This window comes from Vreelandella janggokensis, assembly GCF_031451615.1.
Classification (GTDB): Bacteria; Pseudomonadota; Gammaproteobacteria; order Pseudomonadales; family Halomonadaceae; genus Vreelandella; species Vreelandella janggokensis.
The window spans coordinates 219,537-238,272 of sequence record NZ_JARWAJ010000004.1; the positions used below are offsets into that span (position 1 = coordinate 219,537).

At 58.5% G+C, this 18,736-nt stretch carries 17 protein-coding genes; 9 read left to right on the top strand and 8 right to left on the bottom strand.

Annotation, left to right across the window (positions count from 1 at the left end):
* Nucleotides 1-70: 70 nt before the first annotated feature.
* The 5 genes from QC816_RS12855 to QC816_RS12875 all read left to right on the top strand — a co-directional run bounded on the left by QC816_RS12855 (nt 71) and on the right by QC816_RS12875 (nt 5,882).
* Nucleotides 71-1,474, top strand: coding sequence for an ATP-binding protein (locus tag QC816_RS12855; RefSeq protein WP_309782834.1), 1,404 nt, complete (start codon nt 71-73; stop codon nt 1,472-1,474).
* Nucleotides 1,475-1,580: 106 nt separating this feature from the next.
* The gene (locus QC816_RS12860) at nt 1,581-2,861 is read left to right on the top strand and encodes an ABC transporter substrate-binding protein (protein WP_199285029.1); all 1,281 of its coding nucleotides are present in this window, start codon (nt 1,581-1,583) and stop codon (nt 2,859-2,861) included.
* An 81-nt stretch (nt 2,862-2,942) separates the two neighbouring features.
* On the top strand, nt 2,943-3,869 hold the full coding sequence (locus QC816_RS12865; RefSeq protein WP_199285030.1) for a carbohydrate ABC transporter permease: 927 nt from the start codon (nt 2,943-2,945) through the stop codon (nt 3,867-3,869).
* Nucleotides 3,862-4,740: a carbohydrate ABC transporter permease gene (locus QC816_RS12870; protein ID WP_066322350.1), complete on the top strand. Its 879-nt coding sequence runs from the start codon at nt 3,862-3,864 to the stop codon at nt 4,738-4,740. The genes QC816_RS12865 and QC816_RS12870 overlap by 8 nt, the downstream gene beginning before the upstream one ends.
* A gap of 20 nt (nt 4,741-4,760) precedes the next feature.
* The gene (locus QC816_RS12875) at nt 4,761-5,882 is read left to right on the top strand and encodes an ABC transporter ATP-binding protein (RefSeq protein WP_085917379.1); all 1,122 of its coding nucleotides are present in this window, start codon (nt 4,761-4,763) and stop codon (nt 5,880-5,882) included.
* Between the two features lie 67 nt (nt 5,883-5,949).
* Here QC816_RS12875 and QC816_RS12880 read toward each other — a convergent pair whose 3' ends face one another.
* The 4 genes from QC816_RS12880 to QC816_RS12895 all read right to left on the bottom strand — a co-directional run bounded on the left by QC816_RS12880 (nt 5,950) and on the right by QC816_RS12895 (nt 11,031).
* A complete protein-coding gene (locus QC816_RS12880; protein WP_268900831.1) occupies nt 5,950-7,590 on the bottom strand; it encodes a BCCT family transporter in 1,641 nt (546 codons plus the stop codon).
* A gap of 104 nt (nt 7,591-7,694) precedes the next feature.
* A complete protein-coding gene (locus QC816_RS12885) occupies nt 7,695-8,744 on the bottom strand; it encodes a YcjF family protein (protein WP_199285033.1) in 1,050 nt (349 codons plus the stop codon).
* Nucleotides 8,741-10,129: a YcjX family GTP-binding protein gene (locus QC816_RS12890; protein WP_085917382.1), complete on the bottom strand. Its 1,389-nt coding sequence runs from the start codon at nt 10,127-10,129 to the stop codon at nt 8,741-8,743. Before QC816_RS12890 ends, QC816_RS12885 begins: the two co-directional genes overlap by 4 nt.
* A gap of 32 nt (nt 10,130-10,161) precedes the next feature.
* On the bottom strand, nt 10,162-11,031 hold the full coding sequence (locus QC816_RS12895; RefSeq protein WP_199285034.1) for a D-hexose-6-phosphate mutarotase: 870 nt from the start codon (nt 11,029-11,031) through the stop codon (nt 10,162-10,164).
* A gap of 116 nt (nt 11,032-11,147) precedes the next feature.
* Between QC816_RS12895 and QC816_RS12900 the strand changes: the two genes are divergently transcribed.
* The gene (locus QC816_RS12900; RefSeq protein ID WP_085917384.1) at nt 11,148-11,390 is read left to right on the top strand and encodes a GlsB/YeaQ/YmgE family stress response membrane protein; all 243 of its coding nucleotides are present in this window, start codon (nt 11,148-11,150) and stop codon (nt 11,388-11,390) included.
* Nucleotides 11,391-11,467: 77 nt separating this feature from the next.
* On the opposite strand, the gene QC816_RS12905 is transcribed toward QC816_RS12900, so the two are convergent.
* Entirely contained in the window at nt 11,468-12,058 is a 591-nt protein-coding gene (locus tag QC816_RS12905) for a FlgO family outer membrane protein (RefSeq protein WP_176243616.1), read from the bottom strand.
* Nucleotides 12,059-12,062: 4 nt separating this feature from the next.
* Nucleotides 12,063-12,740 carry a hypothetical protein gene (locus QC816_RS12910; protein ID WP_085917520.1) on the bottom strand — a complete coding sequence of 226 codons (678 nt, stop codon included), beginning with the start codon at nt 12,738-12,740 and terminating at the stop codon, nt 12,063-12,065.
* Between the two features lie 173 nt (nt 12,741-12,913).
* On the opposite strand from QC816_RS12910, the gene QC816_RS12915 reads away from it, so the two are divergent.
* From QC816_RS12915 to QC816_RS12925, 3 genes are all read left to right on the top strand, one after another.
* Nucleotides 12,914-13,903 (top strand): OmpA family protein, encoded by a 990-nt coding sequence (locus tag QC816_RS12915; RefSeq protein WP_264827636.1) that lies wholly within the window; start codon nt 12,914-12,916, stop codon nt 13,901-13,903.
* 424 nt (nt 13,904-14,327) lie between these two features.
* A complete protein-coding gene (locus QC816_RS12920; protein ID WP_199285037.1) occupies nt 14,328-15,236 on the top strand; it encodes an HAD-IIB family hydrolase in 909 nt (302 codons plus the stop codon).
* The gene (locus tag QC816_RS12925; RefSeq protein WP_085917387.1) at nt 15,233-16,453 is read left to right on the top strand and encodes a glycosyltransferase family protein; all 1,221 of its coding nucleotides are present in this window, start codon (nt 15,233-15,235) and stop codon (nt 16,451-16,453) included. The genes QC816_RS12920 and QC816_RS12925 overlap by 4 nt, the downstream gene beginning before the upstream one ends.
* 74 nt (nt 16,454-16,527) lie before the next feature.
* On the opposite strand, the gene QC816_RS12930 is transcribed toward QC816_RS12925, so the two are convergent.
* A complete protein-coding gene (locus tag QC816_RS12930) occupies nt 16,528-18,111 on the bottom strand; it encodes a methyl-accepting chemotaxis protein (RefSeq protein ID WP_199285038.1) in 1,584 nt (527 codons plus the stop codon).
* A gap of 243 nt (nt 18,112-18,354) precedes the next feature.
* Complete coding sequence (locus QC816_RS12935) at nt 18,355-18,570, bottom strand: hypothetical protein (RefSeq protein ID WP_085917389.1); 216 nt, start codon at nt 18,568-18,570, stop codon at nt 18,355-18,357.
* Nucleotides 18,571-18,736 lie beyond the last annotated feature (166 nt).

Consider the following 18,736-nt stretch of genomic DNA (forward strand, 5'->3'; position numbering starts at 1 on the left):
CTGGCTAGCCCTCAAGCGGCGTGTCGCGCGCTGGTTGCCGACCACGTTACGCGGTCGCTTCGTGATTATCATGCTGGCCGGGGTGCTGGTCGCTCAGGTGGCAAGCTATGCGATCTGGACGTCTCAAGTGCGTTCCAGTCAGTTGCGACAGCTGGATGAGCTGTCGACCAATATGGCGTTCAGTATCGCATCCACGATGCAGTATTTTCGTTCATTGCCCTATGAGTATCGACACATCGTGCTCGACCAGTTGCGCAACATGGGCGGCACGCGATTTTTTGTCAGCATCAACGAGCGGCGCTTGACCATCGAGGATATTGGCTCGGGCCCGGAGAAGCGGGTGGTGGTGGATAACGTGCGCAATATTCTCACCGAGCAGCTCAATATCGACGATGTGGTGGTGGAGTTCTCCCGGCCCGAGACGCTTCGCGTCTTGAATAACGAAGTGTTACTCAAGGACTTGCCGCCGCGATGGGGCCAGCACAGCCTGCTGATGGAGCCACTTTCGCCCCCGATTCTGGTTGTCCAACTGGAGCTGGCTCCGGACACCTGGCTTTACGTGGCCACGCTGCTTGGGGTGCCGGATATTTTCACCGGCTATCGCTGGCTTTCCGAAGAGCGCGTACTGGTCGGGCTACTGGTGCTGCTCAGCGTGATAGCCCTGTCATTGCTGGGGATTCGTAGTGCGACCCGCCCCCTGGCTCGGCTCTCCAGAGCGGCACTGCAGCTTGGCGACGACCTGGATATGCCGCCGCTCAAGGAGAGTGGGCCCAAAGAGGTCGCCGCCACCGCGGTGGCATTCAACCGGATGCAACAGCGTATTCGGGAGCAGATCGAGGAACGCGAACGGTTGTTTTCGGCGATCTCTCATGATCTGAAAACGCCGCTGACGCGCCTGCGTCTGCGCGCCGAAATGCTGGAGGATGAGGTTCAGCGGGAGCGTTTCTGTGCGGCCCTGGACGAACTCGATAGCCTGGTCAAGGGCGCACTGGCGTCGGTAAAAGGGCTGGATCTGCATGAAACGCCAGAGCCGGTGGACCTTGCGTCACTCATAGACGACATCGCCGGGGAACTTCGACTTCAGGGCGGCTACGTGACGGTCCAGGGCAAGGCCGCACCACTCATGGTCAAGCCGATGGCCTTCAAGCGCTGTCTGGCGAATCTGCTGGAAAATGCCGTCTTCTATGGTCACCACGCGGATGTATCGCTGGCGGACCAGGCGGGCGTCGTGACGATCCAGATTCGCGACCACGGCCCTGGCATTCCGGACGACCAGTTTCCCCGCGTGTTTTCGCCGTTTGTTCGCCTGGAGCCGTCGCGCAGCCGCCATACCGGGGGCAGTGGGCTCGGCCTGGGTATTGCCCGCCACATCGCCCGTGCCCACGGCAGCGATATCCAACTGGCGAATCATCCAGAGGGCGGTCTGTGCGTCATCCTGACCGTGCCGCACCATGAAACTATTACGGATTTGTAATAAACCTTAAACACTATGCAGGACTCGGTAACGCCCATGGGAGCGTATATACAGTACGCTGTTGGATGTCATTGACGATACACAACAACAACAGCAGGAGTTACCCATGCCCATGTTGAAGAAAACCGCGTTGAACAAAACTTCCCTTGTCCTTGCCACGACGCTCGCTGGCCTCTCCATGACCGGCCAGGCTCAGGCCAATGAGGTAGAAGTACTGCACTGGTGGACCTCCGGTGGTGAAGCGCGGGCGGCTAACGTGCTCAAAGATCTGATGGAGGCTGAAGGTTACGGATGGAAAGATTTTGCCGTTGCCGGTGGTGGGGGTGAAACGGCCATGACGGTGCTCAAGTCGCGTGCCATGTCGGGCAACCCGCCCTCGGCGGCACAGATCAAGGGACCCGAGATTCAAGAGTGGGGCGAGCTTGGCTTGCTCGGCAGCCTGAATGATGTCGCTGAGGCGGAAGATTGGGATGCGTTATTGCCCGATGTTGTTGCCGACATTATGCAGTACGACGGCGAGTACGTGGCAGTGCCGGCCAACGTTCACCGGGTCAACTGGCTATGGGCCAACCCGGAGGTACTGGATGACGCTGGCGTTGAAATGCCCACTACCCTTGATGAGCTGTTTGACGCAGGCGAGGCCATTCGCGATGCGGGCTATATTCCGCTAGCGCATGGTGGTCAGGCGTGGCAGGACGCCACCATCTTTGAAAGCGTTGTGATCGGCAGTCAGGGGGGCGAATTTTATCAGCGCGCGTTAGTCGATCTTGACCCCGAGGCCCTGGGCGGCGATCAGATGGTTGATGCACTGGAGGACTTCAAGCGGTTGCGCACACTGATGGATGACGGCATGTCCGGGCGCGACTGGAATATCGCCACCGGGATGGTGATCGACGGTGAGGCCGCCATGCAGATGATGGGCGACTGGGCCAAAGGCGAGTTTACTGCCCGAGGTCTGACAGCAGGGGAGGACTACCTGTGCGCCCCGGCACCGGGAACCGAGGATGTCTTTGCTTTCAATATCGACAGCCTGGCCATGTTCCGGGTCAGCGATGACGACGAGCGGGAAGCCCAGCAGGCGCTGGCCCGTCTGGTACTCGAGCCCACCTTCCAGGAAGCCTTCAATCTGGCCAAGGGCTCGATTCCCGCACGGCCCGATCTGGACATGAGCGAGTTTGACAGCTGTGCACAGCAGTCGCTCAGCGATTTCCAGCGCACCGCTGAAGAGGGCGGGCTGGTGCCGAGCATGGCGCACGGTATGGCCGTACGTGCTGATATCCAGGGGGCTATCTTCGACGTGGTGACCAACTACTTCAACGACGACGACATGCAAGCCGAAGAAGCCGCGGAGCGGCTGGTCAACGCGGCTGAAGCAGCCTCGTTCTAACGTTCATTCGCAACCTGTATAGGCGCTGACCGGCACCGCCGTGCTGGCGGCGCCATCGCTTCCTGGCGAGGACGTTTCCCCATGAAAAACACTTCTACGGCGCGTGTCGGGCATCCTGCTCCGCGTGCCTCGACCTCGAGTGGGTTGCAGGCGTGGTTACCACGCCTGGTGCTTGCTCCCTCGGTGGCCATTTCGCTGTTCTTTGTTTACGGCTTCATGCTGTGGACCTTTATTCTGTCGCTGACCAGCTCACGCATGCTGCCCAGCTACGACTTTGTCGGCTTTGGTCAGTATGCGCGCTTGATGCAAAACGATCGCTGGTGGGTGGCATCCACCAACCTGATGATTTTCGGCTCGCTGTTCGTGGTGATTTGCCTGGTGATTGGCGTACTGCTGGCGATGCTGCTCGACCAGAAAATCCGCCAGGAAGGCGCATTGCGCACGATTTACCTCTACCCCATGGCGCTATCTTTTATCGTCACCGGGGTCGTCTGGAAGTGGTTGCTGAACCCCAGTCTGGGGATTCAGGCCATGGTCCGCAGTTGGGGCTTCGAGTCGTTTCGCTTTGACTGGCTGGTCGATTCGGACATGGTGATTTACACCCTGGTGATTGCCGCTGTATGGCAGGCGTCAGGGTTTGTCATGGCGCTGTTTCTGGCCGGATTGAGGGGCATTGACGACAGCATCATCAAGGCCGCCCAGTTGGATGGTGCCAGCCTGCCGCGTGTTTATTGGCGGGTGGTAATGCCCTGCCTGCGCCCCGTGGTGTTCAGCGCGGTGATGATCCTGGCGCACATTGCCATCAAGAGTTTCGACCTGGTGGTTGCCTTGACAGGCGGTGGACCCGGTTATGCATCCGACCTGCCCGCCACCTTCATGTACGCCCATGCGTTTAACCGCGCGCAGATTGGCCTGGGCTCGGCGAGCGCCATGCTAATGCTGGGCGGTGTGCTGGCCATTCTGATTCCGTATCTGTATTCCGAATTGAGGAGCCGTCGGCATGGCTAATGTGATTCGTCGTCAAACGCTAGCCGCGCGCGTCAGTCGACTGGCGGTATACAGCGTGCTGATCCTCGCGGCCCTGTTCTATCTCCTGCCGCTGGCGGTGATGTTGATGACCTCGGTGAAACCGCTCAGTGAAATCAGCGCCGGCACGCTGCTGACACTGCCGCAAAACCCGACGCTGGCGCCATGGACCAAAGCCTGGGGCGAGGCCTGTACCGGCATGCGCTGTGATGGGGTTGGCGGCTACTTCTGGAATTCCTTCGCGATTGTGATTCCCGCCGTGCTGATCTCCACAACGATTGGTGCGCTGAACGGCTACGCGCTGACCAAATGGCGCTTCAAAGGCTCGGAGCTGGTTTTTGCGCTGATGCTGTTTGGCTGTTTCATTCCGTTTCAGGTGGTGTTGCTGCCCATGGCGCAAACCCTGGGGTGGCTGGGTATTTCAAGCTCCCGTGCGGGGTTGGTTCTGGTGCACGTGGTGTTCGGGATTGCCTTTACGACGCTGTTTTTCCGCAACTTTTATGTCGGCATTCCCAATGAACTGGTATCAGCGGCAAAACTGGATGGCGCGGGGTTCTTCCGTATTTTCTGGCGTATCCTTCTGCCCGTCTCGACACCGATCATCGTGGTATCGGTGATCTGGCAGTTTACCCAGATATGGAACGACTTTCTGTTCGGGGTGGCGTTCTCGGCCCACAACACCCAGCCCGTCACCGTGGCGCTCAATAACCTGGTCAATACCTCCACCGGCGTGCGCGAATACAACGTGGATATGGCAGCCGCGATGATCGCTGCGCTGCCCACCTTGGTGGTCTACGTGCTGGCAGGAAAATACTTCGTGCGTGGGCTGACGGCGGGCTCGGTTAAAGGCTAATAACAAATAGGATTTTCATTATGGCAGCGTTAGAAATCCACAATGTGCGCAAAGAGTTTGGCGCCGAGCGGGTCCTTAAAGATGTCAGCATCTCGATTGATTCCGGCGAGTTTCTGATATTGGTGGGCCCGTCTGGCTGCGGCAAGTCGACGTTAATGAACACCATTGCCGGGCTCGAACCGGTCACCAGCGGCAATATTTATATCGATGGCGAAGACGTCACCTGGCGTCCCCCGTCTGATCGGGATATTGCCATGGTGTTCCAGTCCTATGCCCTCTACCCGAGCATGACGGTGCGTCAGAACATCAGCTTCGGGCTTGAAATGCGCAAGGTGCCAAAGCCAGAGCGTGAGGCTGCGGTCGAGCGCGTCGCCGACCTGCTGCAGATCACTCCGTTGCTTGAGCGCAAGCCTTCGCAACTGTCAGGCGGGCAACGCCAGCGGGTGGCCATGGGGCGTGCGCTGGCGCGGGAGCCCAAGGTCTATCTGTTTGATGAGCCGCTATCCAATCTGGACGCCAAGCTGCGGGTGGATATGCGCACCGAGATCAAAAAGCTCCACCAGCGTCTGGGCACAACGATTGTTTACGTGACCCACGATCAGGTTGAGGCAATGACGCTCGCAGACTGCATTGCGGTCATGCGTGACGGACATATTTTGCAGCTAGGCAGCCCAGACGAGGTGTATAACAATCCGGTGGATATGTTCGTGGCCGGTTTTATGGGGTCGCCATCGATGAACTTTATCAGCGCGATGCTTGAGCGTGATGGTGACGGCTATGCGGTACGTATCGCCACGCCGGATGAGGAGGACCTGTGCCTGCCCTGGCCAGCGGCACGGGTTACCGACGCCATGACCGAGCAGCTGGGCAAGCCGGTGACTCTGGGCCTGCGCCCCGAGCATTTCAGCGAGGAGGATGAGCGCTTGAGCGCCCAGGCGGAAGGGACGCTGATGCATGCCAGCGTCACCGTCGTTGAGCCGACCGGCGCCGATATGCTGCTGCGCCTGCCACTGGGTGAGCAGGAGGTCACCGCGCGGGTAGGGCCCAAATGTGCCGTTGCCCCCGGCGAACGCCTGGCGCTGCGGGTTGATATGGCCCGGGCGATCCTGTTCAACGCCGAGACCGAGAAGCGACTCGCGTAAGCGCTCAAACCTGCGGACAAAAAAAGCCCTGCCAGATCAGCAGGGCTTTTTTGTCACCGTTTTCCTTTCAACTGCGTAAGTGCCGCAATTCGCCATTGAGCGCCTTGATGATCGAGTAGCACATCAACAGGAGTACAATGGAGAACGGAATCGCGGTGGCGGTGACGCCCGCCTGAAGCGCTGACAGCCCACCGCCGATGAGCAGCACGATCGCGATGAGCCCTTCCACGATTGCCCAGAACATTCGCTGCGGCCGTGGCGCATCGATCTTGCCGCCAGCGGTGATGGTATCGATCACCAGAGAACCGGAGTCCGAGGAGGTGACAAAGAAGATCAGCGCCAGAACGATGCCCAGGGTCGACATCAGGCCCGTCAACGGCAGTTCGTTGAGCATGCCGAACAGTGAGAGCTCGGGTCTGTAGCTGTCGATCACATACTCCTTGACCAGGCTGGCGGCAGGGTTGGCGTAGAGCTGATCGAGCGCGGTCGAGCCGAAGACACCCATCCAGATAAAGATGAACAGGCTGGGTACCAGCAGCACACAAAGCACGAACTCACGCACCGTACGGCCCCGCGATACCCGCGCGATGAACATACCGACGAACGGTGCCCAACTGATCCACCACGCCCAGTAGAAGATGGTCCAGGACTGGCGATAGGCATCGTCGTCACGGCCGAAAGGCGCTGATAATGGCAGAAAGTCAGTGACATAGGTGGCAAGTCCTGACCAGAACCCGCTGAGCGCGACCAGGGTGGGACCGGCGAACAGCACGAAAAAGAAGAACAGGACGGCCAGGATCATGTTGATCTCGGAGAGCTTCTTCAAGCCGCCCTCTAGCCCGCGCCAGACCGATACCAGCGCCACTGCGGTGACCAGAATGATGACGATGACCTGGGTGAAGGTACTCACCTCCAGGCCGAAGACGAAGTTCATCCCCGCATTGGCCTGCTGAGCCCCAAGCCCGAGCGAGGTCGCCAGCCCAAAGAGGGTGGAAAACACTGCCAGAATATCGATGACATGCCCCCACCAGCCCCAGACGCGCTCGCCGAGAATCGGAAAGAACGCCGAGCGGATAGAGAAGGGTAGGCCCTTGTTGTAGGTAAAGATGCCCAGTGCCAGTGCCATCACCACATACACTGCCCAGCCGTGGATGCCCCAATGCAGGTAGGTGCCAGCAAGGCCCAGGGCGCTGGCGTCGGCAATTGCGTCAGGGTTCAACTCCCCGTCGCTCCCGAACGGCGAGGTAACCCCCAAAGGCAGGGAGACGTTGGCATGATAAACCGGCTCCAGCACCCCGAAGAACAGCAGGCCGATGCCGATCCCGGCGGTGAACAGCATCGCAAACCAGGAGAGGTAGCTGTGCTCTGGACGGGCATCAGGGCCGCCCAGCCTGACCGATCCGTGGGGCAGGACGACCAGCGCCAGGGAAAACAGAATAAAGAAGTCCACGATGATCATGAAGTACCAGTCCAGTGTCCCCGTGGAGAAGGCGACGATGGCCTGGAAGGTGTTGCTTGCCCGATCGGGGAACAACAGGGTGAGGAGAATGAAAATAATTGACGCAACTGCTGATACAGCAAAGACCCGGTTGTGAATATCAAAACCAAAGGGGCCGAGATTTCCTGAGATATTGTCTTGGCCAACGACATAGTCAGTCTGCATGTCGTCTGCCATGGGTGGGGATTCAGAATCGCTTGAATCATTCATGCAAGATTTCTCCTCATTCGAGAATGGTGAGACAAGCGACTATCATGGCGACAATCAGCGTTGAAACCTAACGGGCTTTCAACGGAAGCCGCCTATCAGGATGTTTACTGCCGGGATGAGCGGTCTTGGGGCGTGGTTTCCTTGTCGAGGCGCTTGATTTGTCGCCACAGATCCTGGCGCAAGTCGCTGAGTTTGGGTTGCTCTTCGGCGGTAAAAGCCACCGGGCGGCACAGTTGTTGCGCGCGTAGCCCAAGGCGGGCGCTGAGCAGTCCGGTGGCGAGGCCCTGGCCGGCCCTTGCGGACAGGCGACTGGCCAGATCCAGCGATAGCATATCCATGCTGGCATCGGTGGCGAGCTCGCTTGCCCCGGCAAACGCCATGTTATGCAACACGTGGCGAAACAGCCGCAGACGGCTGGCGTAGCCCAGTTCAAGGCCATAAAGACGGCATAGCCGATCCACCATCGCCAGGCTGCGCCAGGCCACCAGCGCCATGTCGACCAGTGTCAGGGGGCTGACTGCCACCATGATGGCGGTTTCGCCGGACATGCGTGTAATCAAGCGCTGTGCTTCCCGGTCCCGGGGGGCGAGGAGGTGGTAGCGCAATAATGTCTGGATCTCTTCGCCGCTATGGTGTGGCTGACAGGCGCCTCTGAACGCTTGCCAGTGCGGATCATCGTCGGCCAGCTTGAGCTGGCGTTTGAGCTGTTCGGCCATCTGCTGGGCTTGCTTGGCAGAGCGTTCAGGCAACTCGGCCAGGTCGCTGCGCAGCCGGTCGTGGCGTTTTAAGCGTCTTAAGCGGCCCAGTTCCTTGAGCAACGATAATCCGCCCAGTCCGATCAAACCAATGCCGAATGCCTGCCAGGCCATCGTCAACCATTGGGACTGGGCCATCGCCTCGGGAATACCCGTGGCCAGTTCCAGGGTGCCCAATACGGCGCCCCCGCCCAGCGCCAGCATCAGCCCCCAGCGGCGTTTGCGCGGCGCGCCTAGACGAGCCTCGGGGAGGGCTTTTTCCTCGGCGGAAGGGGGCAGGGGCTGGTGGTGATCGGTAGGCGTAAAGGTTTTACGCTGGCGCAGCTCGGCATCAGGACCGTCGCGGGTTTCCTGGGGGTCATCAAGGCTGAAGTGCCGACGTGGCTGAGGGGTGGTCATGTGAGTTTATCTCCAATCAGCCAATCGATAGCGGCGTCCATGCGAATGTGACCAAGGGCTTCAGATCGCGTATCCATTGGGCGAAAGCTGGGGAAGTCGAAGCCTTGCTGTTGCCAGAAGTCGTGCGTCGGCAAGCGGGGCGGCACATCGCCGGGATACACCAGGACATCTTCGCCCTCAAGCGTGGTGCCCCGCAGGGCGGGCGAACGCTGACCGTTATGCACCACTTCGCGGGCTTCGGTGGCACGAATCGCGGCCAGCGAAAGTGCCTTGACAGGAATGTTGGCAAAGCGCAGATCCTTGAGCGGCTCGGCCAGCAGAGCTTCCAGCAGTTGTACGACATGGCGGTGCTGGTCGGGGGTGACATGGTCCGCTTTGGTGGCGGCGATAGCCAGCTTATCGATCTTGGGGGCAAACAGCCGCGTCAAAAGGCTTCGCTGGCCATAATCAAAGCTGTGCATCAGCTGGCTGAGCGCCTGGGACAGGTCCTCGAACCGCTCAGGCCCGGCATTGAGCGCACCCAATACATCCACCAGGACGATCTGGCGGTCGAAGCGGCGGAAATGGTCACGGTAAAAGGGGCGCACGACCTGCTGCTGGTAGTAGCGAAAGCGCGCCGCCAGGGTGGCATACAGGCTGTCGGGAGGAAGTGCCTCCAGTTGTTCTTTGGGCATATTGAGCTTGGGAAGCGGGAAAAACTGCAATACCGGCGCCCCGTCCAGCTCGCCTGGCAATAAAAACCGCCCCGGCTGGAGGTTGGAGAACCCGGCCTGTTTGGCGCGTCGAAGCCCCTGAGCATAAGCTTCAGCTAGGCTTGCCAGTTGCGCTTCGTCGGCGTCGGCAGCGGGGTCGAGGGTTTCCACCTCGGTCAGCCATTCTTGGAACATGGCGCGGCGCTGGTCGCCTGAGTGCAGCGGCTGTGCCTGGCACCAACTGTAAAAATCGTGCTGCAGCAGCGGTAAATCGAGCAGCCACTCGCCGGGGTAATCGAATAAATCCAGCGTGAGGTGGGCGATGTCGGGCGCTAACCAGCCCTGATGAGCGGGGCGGTAGCGTAACTGCAGACGCAGTTCGCTGATCCCCCGGGTGGGCTCAGGCCAACGGGGTGGGGTATCGCGCAGCGCGGCCATTCCCGGGTCGTAGGGAAATCGCGGCACGCCCAGGTCAGGCTGGTTAAGGCGTTGGGCGCCGAGCAAGCGCCCCTCGCGGGCTGCCGGCAGCAGGTCTAGCTGTGCTTCAACGCCAGCGTGGCGGAGTTGATTGACCAGGGAGGTCAAAAAGGCCGTTTTGCCCGCCTGGGAGAGGCCGGTGACCGCCAGCCGAAGCTGGCGGTCGCGGCCGCGTTCTATCAGGTTACTCAGCTCGCGATGAAACGGCTGGCGCATGGCGCGTTGTCCTCTATCAAGGTTTGCAAAGCTCAGCTTCTGCTTAACGTGGTACCCAGTAGATGTTGGGCACCGGGGACCAGCCATACGGGATCCAGACGGGTATTGGCGGCCTCGACACACACAAAGCGTTTGGCGGCCTCGATAGAGGTATCAGCAGGGGGCTGTTGGTCCGGGTGCCACACCACGGTGGAATCGCTGGACTGTTTGCCGATGCGCAGCGTGCGGGGGCCGTCATGAAGCATCACGGCTTCGTTGGAGTGATAGATACGGTCTACCGCACCGCGAATGGCCAGGATGCCTTGCTGCTCGCTTTCCGCAAAGTCGCGCAGCTTGTCGAGATAGCGTGCACCGGTCAACCCTTCCAGCCGGCACTGATGAGCATCGTCGACCGCGAGATAGGAATGCAGTGCGCCACTGACCTTTACCGGGCTTTCGCCCACGTTTTCAGTGATCAATTCCACTGCGAGCCGCTGGGCATTGGCCTGGACGACCGCGCGCACCGTCAGTTGGGAGTGCAACGGCTGCGTCGGGGAGAGGTGAAGTTCGATTCCCTCGGCATGTTCATCGGCCGCTTCCAACCGCCAGTCGGCATGCCGCGCCAAGCCGTGGAAGGTGCCGCTCCGGTCGGGCGTTTCGTCAGCGTAGCGTTCATCGGCAAACCAGGGCCAGCAAAGCGGAATGCCGCCACGGATGGCTCCAGGCATGGGCTGTGGGGTGGGGGTTACCCATAACCAGCCAAGGTCATTGGGTGGTCGAAAGTGCAGCACCTGGGCACCTTGCAGCGAGACAATCAGTTCCCCCCAGGGGGCGTTGAACAGTACAAGGTCGCGGCCTTGCCAGTGAGACGTTTGCTGGCCGTCTACACCATCAAGCAACTGCTGGAGGGAGTCGGGAATCATAGGCAATCCTTTTTTCAGCGTAGCCACTGTCAATGAATATTATTAACGCCGTGTGCTATGTTAAAACACGCAAGGAAACAGGATAACATTAACCACAGGTACGGAAAGGAGGCGATATGGGTTTCATTGCTTGGTTGATTATTGGTGGTCTGGCTGGCTGGATTGCTGGCAACATCATGCGAGGCGGAGGTTTTGGCGTTTTGGGCAATATCGGCGTCGGGATTGTGGGCGCCGTCTTGGGTGGTTTCCTGTTTAGCCTGTTGGGTCTGCAGGCCGGTGGGTTTATCGGGTCACTGGTAACGGCCATCGTCGGCGCTGTGGTGTTGCTGTGGGTTATCAGCAAGGTGAAACAGTCCTAGCGTCCTAGTCGGCAATTAACCGTTGGGCACTTGCCACGAACCCGCGCCGTTAAGCGCGGGTTCGTGTGTTTTGGGCGTTACCAGCCGCCCTGGCTTTCAAGCAGGCTGCGCGTATTGTTGTTCAACGCAAGCCTGAAGTCGGCACTCCCCAGGACCATGGCATCACTTGAACGCACCACGCGGGCACTGACGTAGACATAATCCTGCCCCTGTGCGTAGGTTCCCATCAAGATGGAGCGTGCATCGTGCTGTGCGCTCAGACGCTGAACTTGCCGAGACAGGATCAGCTCGCCAACGCTTTCTTCGATAAACATGCTGTCGCGCATCTTGACCTCGCGCACCTGCATGCCCTGGCGCCCCAGTGCCGATGCCATGAGTTCCGAGCTGATACGCCCAAGCGTGGAGGATTGACTCAGGTTGTCGATGCTCACGAACGTCGCGGCAATCATGGGGCTATAACGTGTTATGTCGGGGTTGCTTGCCACCATCTGCTCAGCCGCTTTTTGTGCAAGTTCGGGCAGGTCTGGAGCGGGTTCCTGTTGTTGCGTATTACCGCCGCCAAGCGCACTACAACCCATAAGGCTCAATACAAAAAGACCGGCCGTTAACCACCGGATAGCGGAAAGCGGGCGCGTTAAGTGCATAACGGAAAATGACATCGCAGACATGGCATTACCACCTATCCGTAATGGAAACCGACGGCGTTGACGGCGCTGAGGGGGTACGGTCGGGCGCATAGTGACGTCGGTCGCCGCTGTTAATGTAATAAATGTTCGACGATGAATAGAGGATTTGCTCACCGTCGAGAATCTGGGTGGTGACGATGATCTCTTCGTTACCGGTGTGTGTCCAACTGCCGCTGGTCACGTCAGCGGCGACAGCGGCCGGGATAAGTCCCAGGGCGGGTTCCGCCCATTGATTGATCGGTATCGCGGCCACGGCTATACCGCCTGCCAAGGCGGTGAATGCCCCCATCGGTGGGCGTACAAAGTCTCGATCCCGGTGCTCAACGACGTCAACGTCAATATGAACCTCGGCGCTGCTGGGCAGAGGTTTGGTGGTCAGGTTGGCACCGCGCGAGACCAGTTCACTGGTGAGCAGAGTCCGAAAGCCGCGGCCAAATTCGCCGCCGCTGTAGGCGTGGTTGGCGTCTTGCGGGGCATCCGGGATGTGTAAATCGCGGAAACGGACACGCTCGCGCTTCAGGATCTGCGTCGCCTCATGGCGGGCAAGAACATTCCAGTGATGGGCAGCCTGCATGCGCTGCTGTTCACTATAGGGATACGTAGTGGCAATGGGCGCTTGCGAGGTATTGGCATAGAAGCAGCCACTTAGCGTCAGACAGGCCATGCCGATGACGAGTGGGCGTAGCGCTGACGAGGGTATATCAATTTTACGGGTGCGCACCGGGTGGTTCCTTCTCGCTACGAAACGGCTTTTTGATAGACTAGGCAGCGCTAATGACAACGCCACGCATTAATAGTCGGCCAGGGGGCCAAAAACTTGAATGAGTAATCACACGGATGCTTGAAGATCACCGCAGTGGACCTCGCCACGACTCGCTCATGTCCCCGTACCGTGAAGATGACAGCGGTAGCATCTGGATGGTGAGCTACATCGATATCATGACGCTGCTGGTGGCGCTGTTTGTGATCATTATTGCGGCAGCCGGTGCCACAAGCCCGGCGTGGATGGCCACAGAACCACCACCTGAACCGCTTTTTGATTCGCCTCCGCCGCTTGAAGTACCGCTGCCAGAAGCCCTTGCCAATATGCGTGATGAGCGAAGATATTCGACCAACTGGCTGGGTGGCGAGTTGCTGACCAGCACGATCACGGCGGCTCAGGGGGTGGCTGGGCGGCCCAGACGAACCACGCGGGGTGTCCCCCCGCTGCTCGCCATGCCTGACCCGGTAGCAGAATCACCAGCCGCGTTGCCTGAACGCCGTTTGCCGATGCCCTTGGTGCCGGTTGAACAGTCAGCGCTTCAATTTCCGCTGGCTGATTATATGGTGGTCCTCACGGATAATCCCCCAAGTAATGTCGAGACGCTCAGCGATAATGCCATTGACGCTGCATTGGCCCTGAGAGAGCAGATGGAGAGCTCCCCTTATCTACCTGATTTAGAAGGTGTCGAAGTCTCACGGGTAGAAGAAGGTATCAGTTTGCGAGTGCAGGACAAGCTGCTGTTTCCCTCAGCAGAAGCGGGGTTAACCGATGGTGGAAGCGAACTGATCAGCACGTTGCTTGACACCATCCAGCGTTATGACGGTGAAGTATGGGTTGAGGGCCATACGGATAGTCGAACGATTGACACCCCTGAATATTCATCCAACTGGGCGCTATCCAGTGCCCGGGCGATCGCGATTGTGGAGGCCTTGGAAGAGGCGGGCGTTGCATCGGATCGCTTACGTGCCGTTGGGCTGGCGGCTACTCAATCCCTGGCAGATAATGACACGGCAGAAGGGCGGGCGCGTAACCGCCGAGTCGAAGTTGTCATCCACGTAGAATAAAACCCTTGCAGAAAAAAAGCCCGCCGGGGAAGGCGGGCATAAAGGGCTTGGCTCACTGCAGCCCACTGGCAGAGGGGGGTGGGGTGTACAGGGTTGCCAGTGGGTACAATTTGAGTATAGCTATTTATTAAGTCTTGCCAAGCTTTGTATTGGTTTTTTTGTTATCAAATGTAATGCTGGGCGGCACCATCCTGGCGCTGGTGCCTGTGCATGCCCTCTCTGAGTGCACCAAAAAAGCGCGCTGCAATGTCTGCCTCGGGGGCACCCGTTCTCGCCTCTGGGTGTTCCCCCTCTCCACCTTATGGATATCAAAGCGTTAAAAGTGTTGGCACGTATTGTGCTAGGCAATAAACACGCTGTCATCGCCATCTCCAACAAGTGGTGATTGAGCGCGTCCACCGCTTAGCAGTAGAGAGGCTGCGCCATGCTTGAACACGCCAGCGCTTCGGCGCCCCCCGATGACCAAGTGGAGCTGTCGCGCCTAGTGGTCACCGACCTCGACGGTTCGCTGCTTGACCACCATAGCTATGACGCTTCCCCGGCGAGGACTTGGCTCGCCCGATTAAAGCAGGCGAAGATACCGGTGATCCCCGTGACCAGTAAAACGCGTGCTGAACTGCTTCCTCTGCGTGAAACGCTTGGGCTAACGATGACCCCGTTCGTGGCTGAAAATGGTGCTGTCATCGGCCTTCCGCCTGGTTGGTGCCACGCGCGGCTGGATCGGCCGGGCAACGGCCGCGACGGGATGGTCATCAAGCATCCAAGCGTTGATATTGGTTTTATTCGGGCCCGTTTGAAGGTCTGGCGCAAACGGCTCGATGTGCGGTTTACCCCGATGAGTGAGCTTACCCTTGACGACTTGACGGGGCTGACCGGACTCGACGCTATCCAGGCACAACTTGCCCGCCAGCGCGAGGGTAGCGAGCCCTTGCTGTGGCACGACGATGACGCGTCGCTGGAGACGTTTCGCCGCGCCCTGGAAGGTGACGGCCTGCAACTTACCCAGGGTGGCCGCTTTTATCATGTTATGGGTCGTGCATCCGACAAGGGCAGTGCGGTCACCTGGCTGGTTGGGCGATTCCGGGCGCTGCGCGGTCGTGAGCCGCTGTCCATCGGCCTGGGCGATGGCCCCAACGACGTGTCGATGTTAAACGTCGTCGATCAGGCGGTCGTGATCCGTGGCCACCATGAGCTGACGGTTGACCCTACTAACCCCCATCTTTACCGCACACAAGCCACTGGCCCCGAGGGCTGGGTAGAAGGCATGTCTCACTGGTGGGGTAACGCGTTTACGCCGACCAATCCGCGTGATGCAAAGGAGGCAAACGCATGAGTGATTTCCACCAGAACGGCGTGATTACTGACTTTCACAATCTGACGCGTCGCCCGGTTGAGGCGCTGGAAGAAGAACTCAGCCAGTTTGCCCGGCGGCGCCCGATGGGGTTGATCCTGCCATCATTGTTTTCAGAGCTTGAGGGTCCGGCACTTTCGGCCATTGTCGATGAACTGGTCAAGGTACCCTATCTCGGCGAGATCGTGATTGGCCTGGACCGGGCCGATCGCGAGCAGTTTTTATATGCACGGGAGTTCTTTTCACGCCTGCCTCAGCACACACGTATCCTATGGAACGACGGGCCCCGCCTGCGTGCCCTGGACACCGAGCTTGAACAGCACGGGCTGGGCGCACTTGAACCTGGTAAAGGGCGCAACGTCTGGTATTGCGCGGGTTATGTATTGGCGTCTGGGCGGTCATCGGTGGTGGGGCTGCACGACTGCGATATTCTGACCTACGACCGGGGGCTGCTGGCGCGATTGATGTACCCGGTTGCCCATCCCCGTTTTAACTACAGTTTCTGCAAGGGCTACTACCCGCGCATTGCCGAGGGAAAACTCAACGGGCGAGTATCGCGCCTGATGGTGACGCCGCTGCTGAGGGCGCTAAAAACTGTGTGTGGTCCGTTGCCTTACCTCGATTACCTGGACAGCTTCCGCTATCCGCTCTCGGGTGAGTTCGCCATGCGTAGCGACGTGTTGGAGGGGATCCGCATCCCGGCAGACTGGGGGCTTGAGATTGGCGTTCTCTCCGAGCTTCAGCGCAATTACTCGCCGCGTCAGCTTTGTCAGGTCGACATTGCCGATGCCTACGACCATAAGCACCAGCCGGTCAGCGAGGAAAACCCTGATACCGGTTTGAACCGCATGAGCCTGGATATCGCCAAAGCCCTTTACCGAAAGCTGGCCACTCAAGGGATCACGTTCAGCAGTGAAGATTTTCGCACCCTGAAAGCCACCTACTACCGGCTGGCGTTGGACCTGATCGAGGCTTATGACCATGACGCCACTATGAACGGTTTGAGTCTGGATCGTCACAGCGAAGAGCAGGCCGTTGAACTGTTCGCCAGCAACCTGCTGGAAGCGGGCAACCTGTTTCTGGATAATCCCCGCGAACGACCCTTTATTCCCAGTTGGAACCGCGTTCAGGCAGCGGTGCCCGACATTCTAACGCGAATGCATGAGGCAGTAGAGCTGGATAACCAGGGCGATGTTTAAGGTGGTTTTAGCCAATGTGCGAGGACTGGCTGGGCAGGCCATGTAAGGGACTTGCCCAGCCAGAAAGGCTTTATTTAGCCATGGTGAGAGGAGGGAAGGGTCTGCATTGCGGCTTGGGACCCGGCAATCTGGAAATGTGAAACCCGCTGGCGTAGCTCAAAGCTGAGATCCGCCAAGCGTTGGGTGGCCCCGGTGCTTTCTTGTACCAGTCCGGCATTTTGCTGGGTCATTTGATCCATCTGGGTGACAGCCTCGTTGACCTGCTCGATGCCATAGCTTTGTTCCTTGGTAGCCGCCGAGATTTCTTTCACTAACGTATCAAGCTGCCGAATATTGTCGACGATACCGCTAATCACGCTACCGGTGTCGCGCACCTGGCGGCTACCTTGCGTGATATGGGTGTCAGAGTTGTCGATCAGTGTCTTAATCTCTTGTGCCGCTGCCGCTGAACGGCTGGCCAGTTGGCGGACTTCACTGGCGACCACAGCAAAGCCACGCCCCTGTTCACCCGCCCGAGCCGCTTCAACAGAGGCGTTAAGCGCCAATATATTGGTTTGAAATGCAATCGAGTCGATCGTCTCGATGATACTGCTCATTTGTTTCGCGCTATCGTTAATCGTCGACATGGTATCGATCACCGATGCCATCGCTTCGCTACCTTGCTGAGCATTGTCGGTGGTTTTGCTTGCCAACTGGCTTGCGTGGTCAGCGTGTTCGGCGTTTTGTTTTACCGTTGCCGTCAGTTGCTCCATGCTGGAAGCGGTCTCGGCGAGGGACGCCGCTTGTTGTTCTGTCCGCGTGGATAACTCTTCGTTAACGCCGACGATCTGTTCAACAGAGGTGTTCACGTTATCCGCGCTCTGGTGAATGCTGCCAATGGTGTCTGATAGCGTTTCACGCATACGATCAATATCAAACAGCAGGCTTTGCTGATCGCGGGCGGAGAGTTGTGTCGTGCGCGTTAAATCGCCGTCGGCAATATGCCGAACCACGCTGGCGGCGTAGCGTGGGTCACCCCCTAAACGGCGGGACACATCGCGAATCACCCAGCCCATCAGTAGCGTCACCGGCACCCCAATGATCAGCAAAATAACGGCTGAGCGAATCAGACTCGACACAAACGCCGCGTTGATATCGTCGACATACACGCCGGAGGCCAGCGACCATCCCCATTCGGGCAAGTGGTCGACGTAGCTCAACTTGGGAATTTGCTCCTCACCGCCCAGGCGGGTGGAGTAGTAACCCACGTGACCGCCTCCAGCCTGCGCCACTTCGAGCAGCTCGGCATACAGCAGTAGGCCGCTGGCATCCTGGTAGTCCGTCATGCTGGTGCCGGTATCGCGGCTAGGGTGAGAAACGATGTTCAGGTCGTTATCAAACGCAAAAATATACTCGCCGTCCCCAAAGCGAACGCTGGCCATGTTGTCTACGGCCCGCTCTTGGGCTTCTTCAAGGCTCAGTTCTCCTGCATCGACTTTTGCCTGGAGCGCCTCAATCTGGCTATGTACGCTTTCGATAACGTACTGCAGGCTATCCCGCCGTTCACTCTCGATGGTTTGTCGATTTTCCCATGCCAGCCATCCGACCATTAACAGCATGGCGATCCAGATAATGGCAAGCGTACCCCACAGTTTTTGTGTTGTTGTCATGCGCGTCATAATGCTTCCTGATGATGTCGATAATATGTGTTATGTGTGAGAACCAGCCACATAGTACTTATCGACCCGATCAGTAAAATCTTGACTAACCACGCGAGTTGTCCAGTTAATAAATTTTATTGTTTACATGTAAAATATTTATATTAATTTCTTCTAATTTATTGGCTTATACAAGCCAGAGGCGACAATATTGCCGCCTCTGGCCGATAGCATCGTTTGATGGGGGCGTTAAAAAGCCCAGCGTCAACCAGCGCGGGCGTGCGTCAGCGTATCGAGCGCACTTCGCGGTATACCGGTGCTGGTTTGGCAGCTCAAACAGCGCAAGACGGCGCTTTGCTCGCCAGTACCTTCGAGGCGAAAGCGGGCTAAAAATACTGAGGTGGTTGATTCGAAATTACCGCAGCGGCGACAAATGATGTCAACACCGCGAACTTTGTAGTTGATGATGATAGGTTGCACGCTGACCTCCTACCCGTGGGTGTTGTTGGGCCTAGCCGTGAATTACTCGTCACACAACCCGGCAGCGACAAGTGGTGGACTATTAACCATAGGCCATTGCGATGACATCGGTGAGCAAATTAATCATTTTTTTCGGCTTTCATATCCTGGGTTAGATAAACCAAGG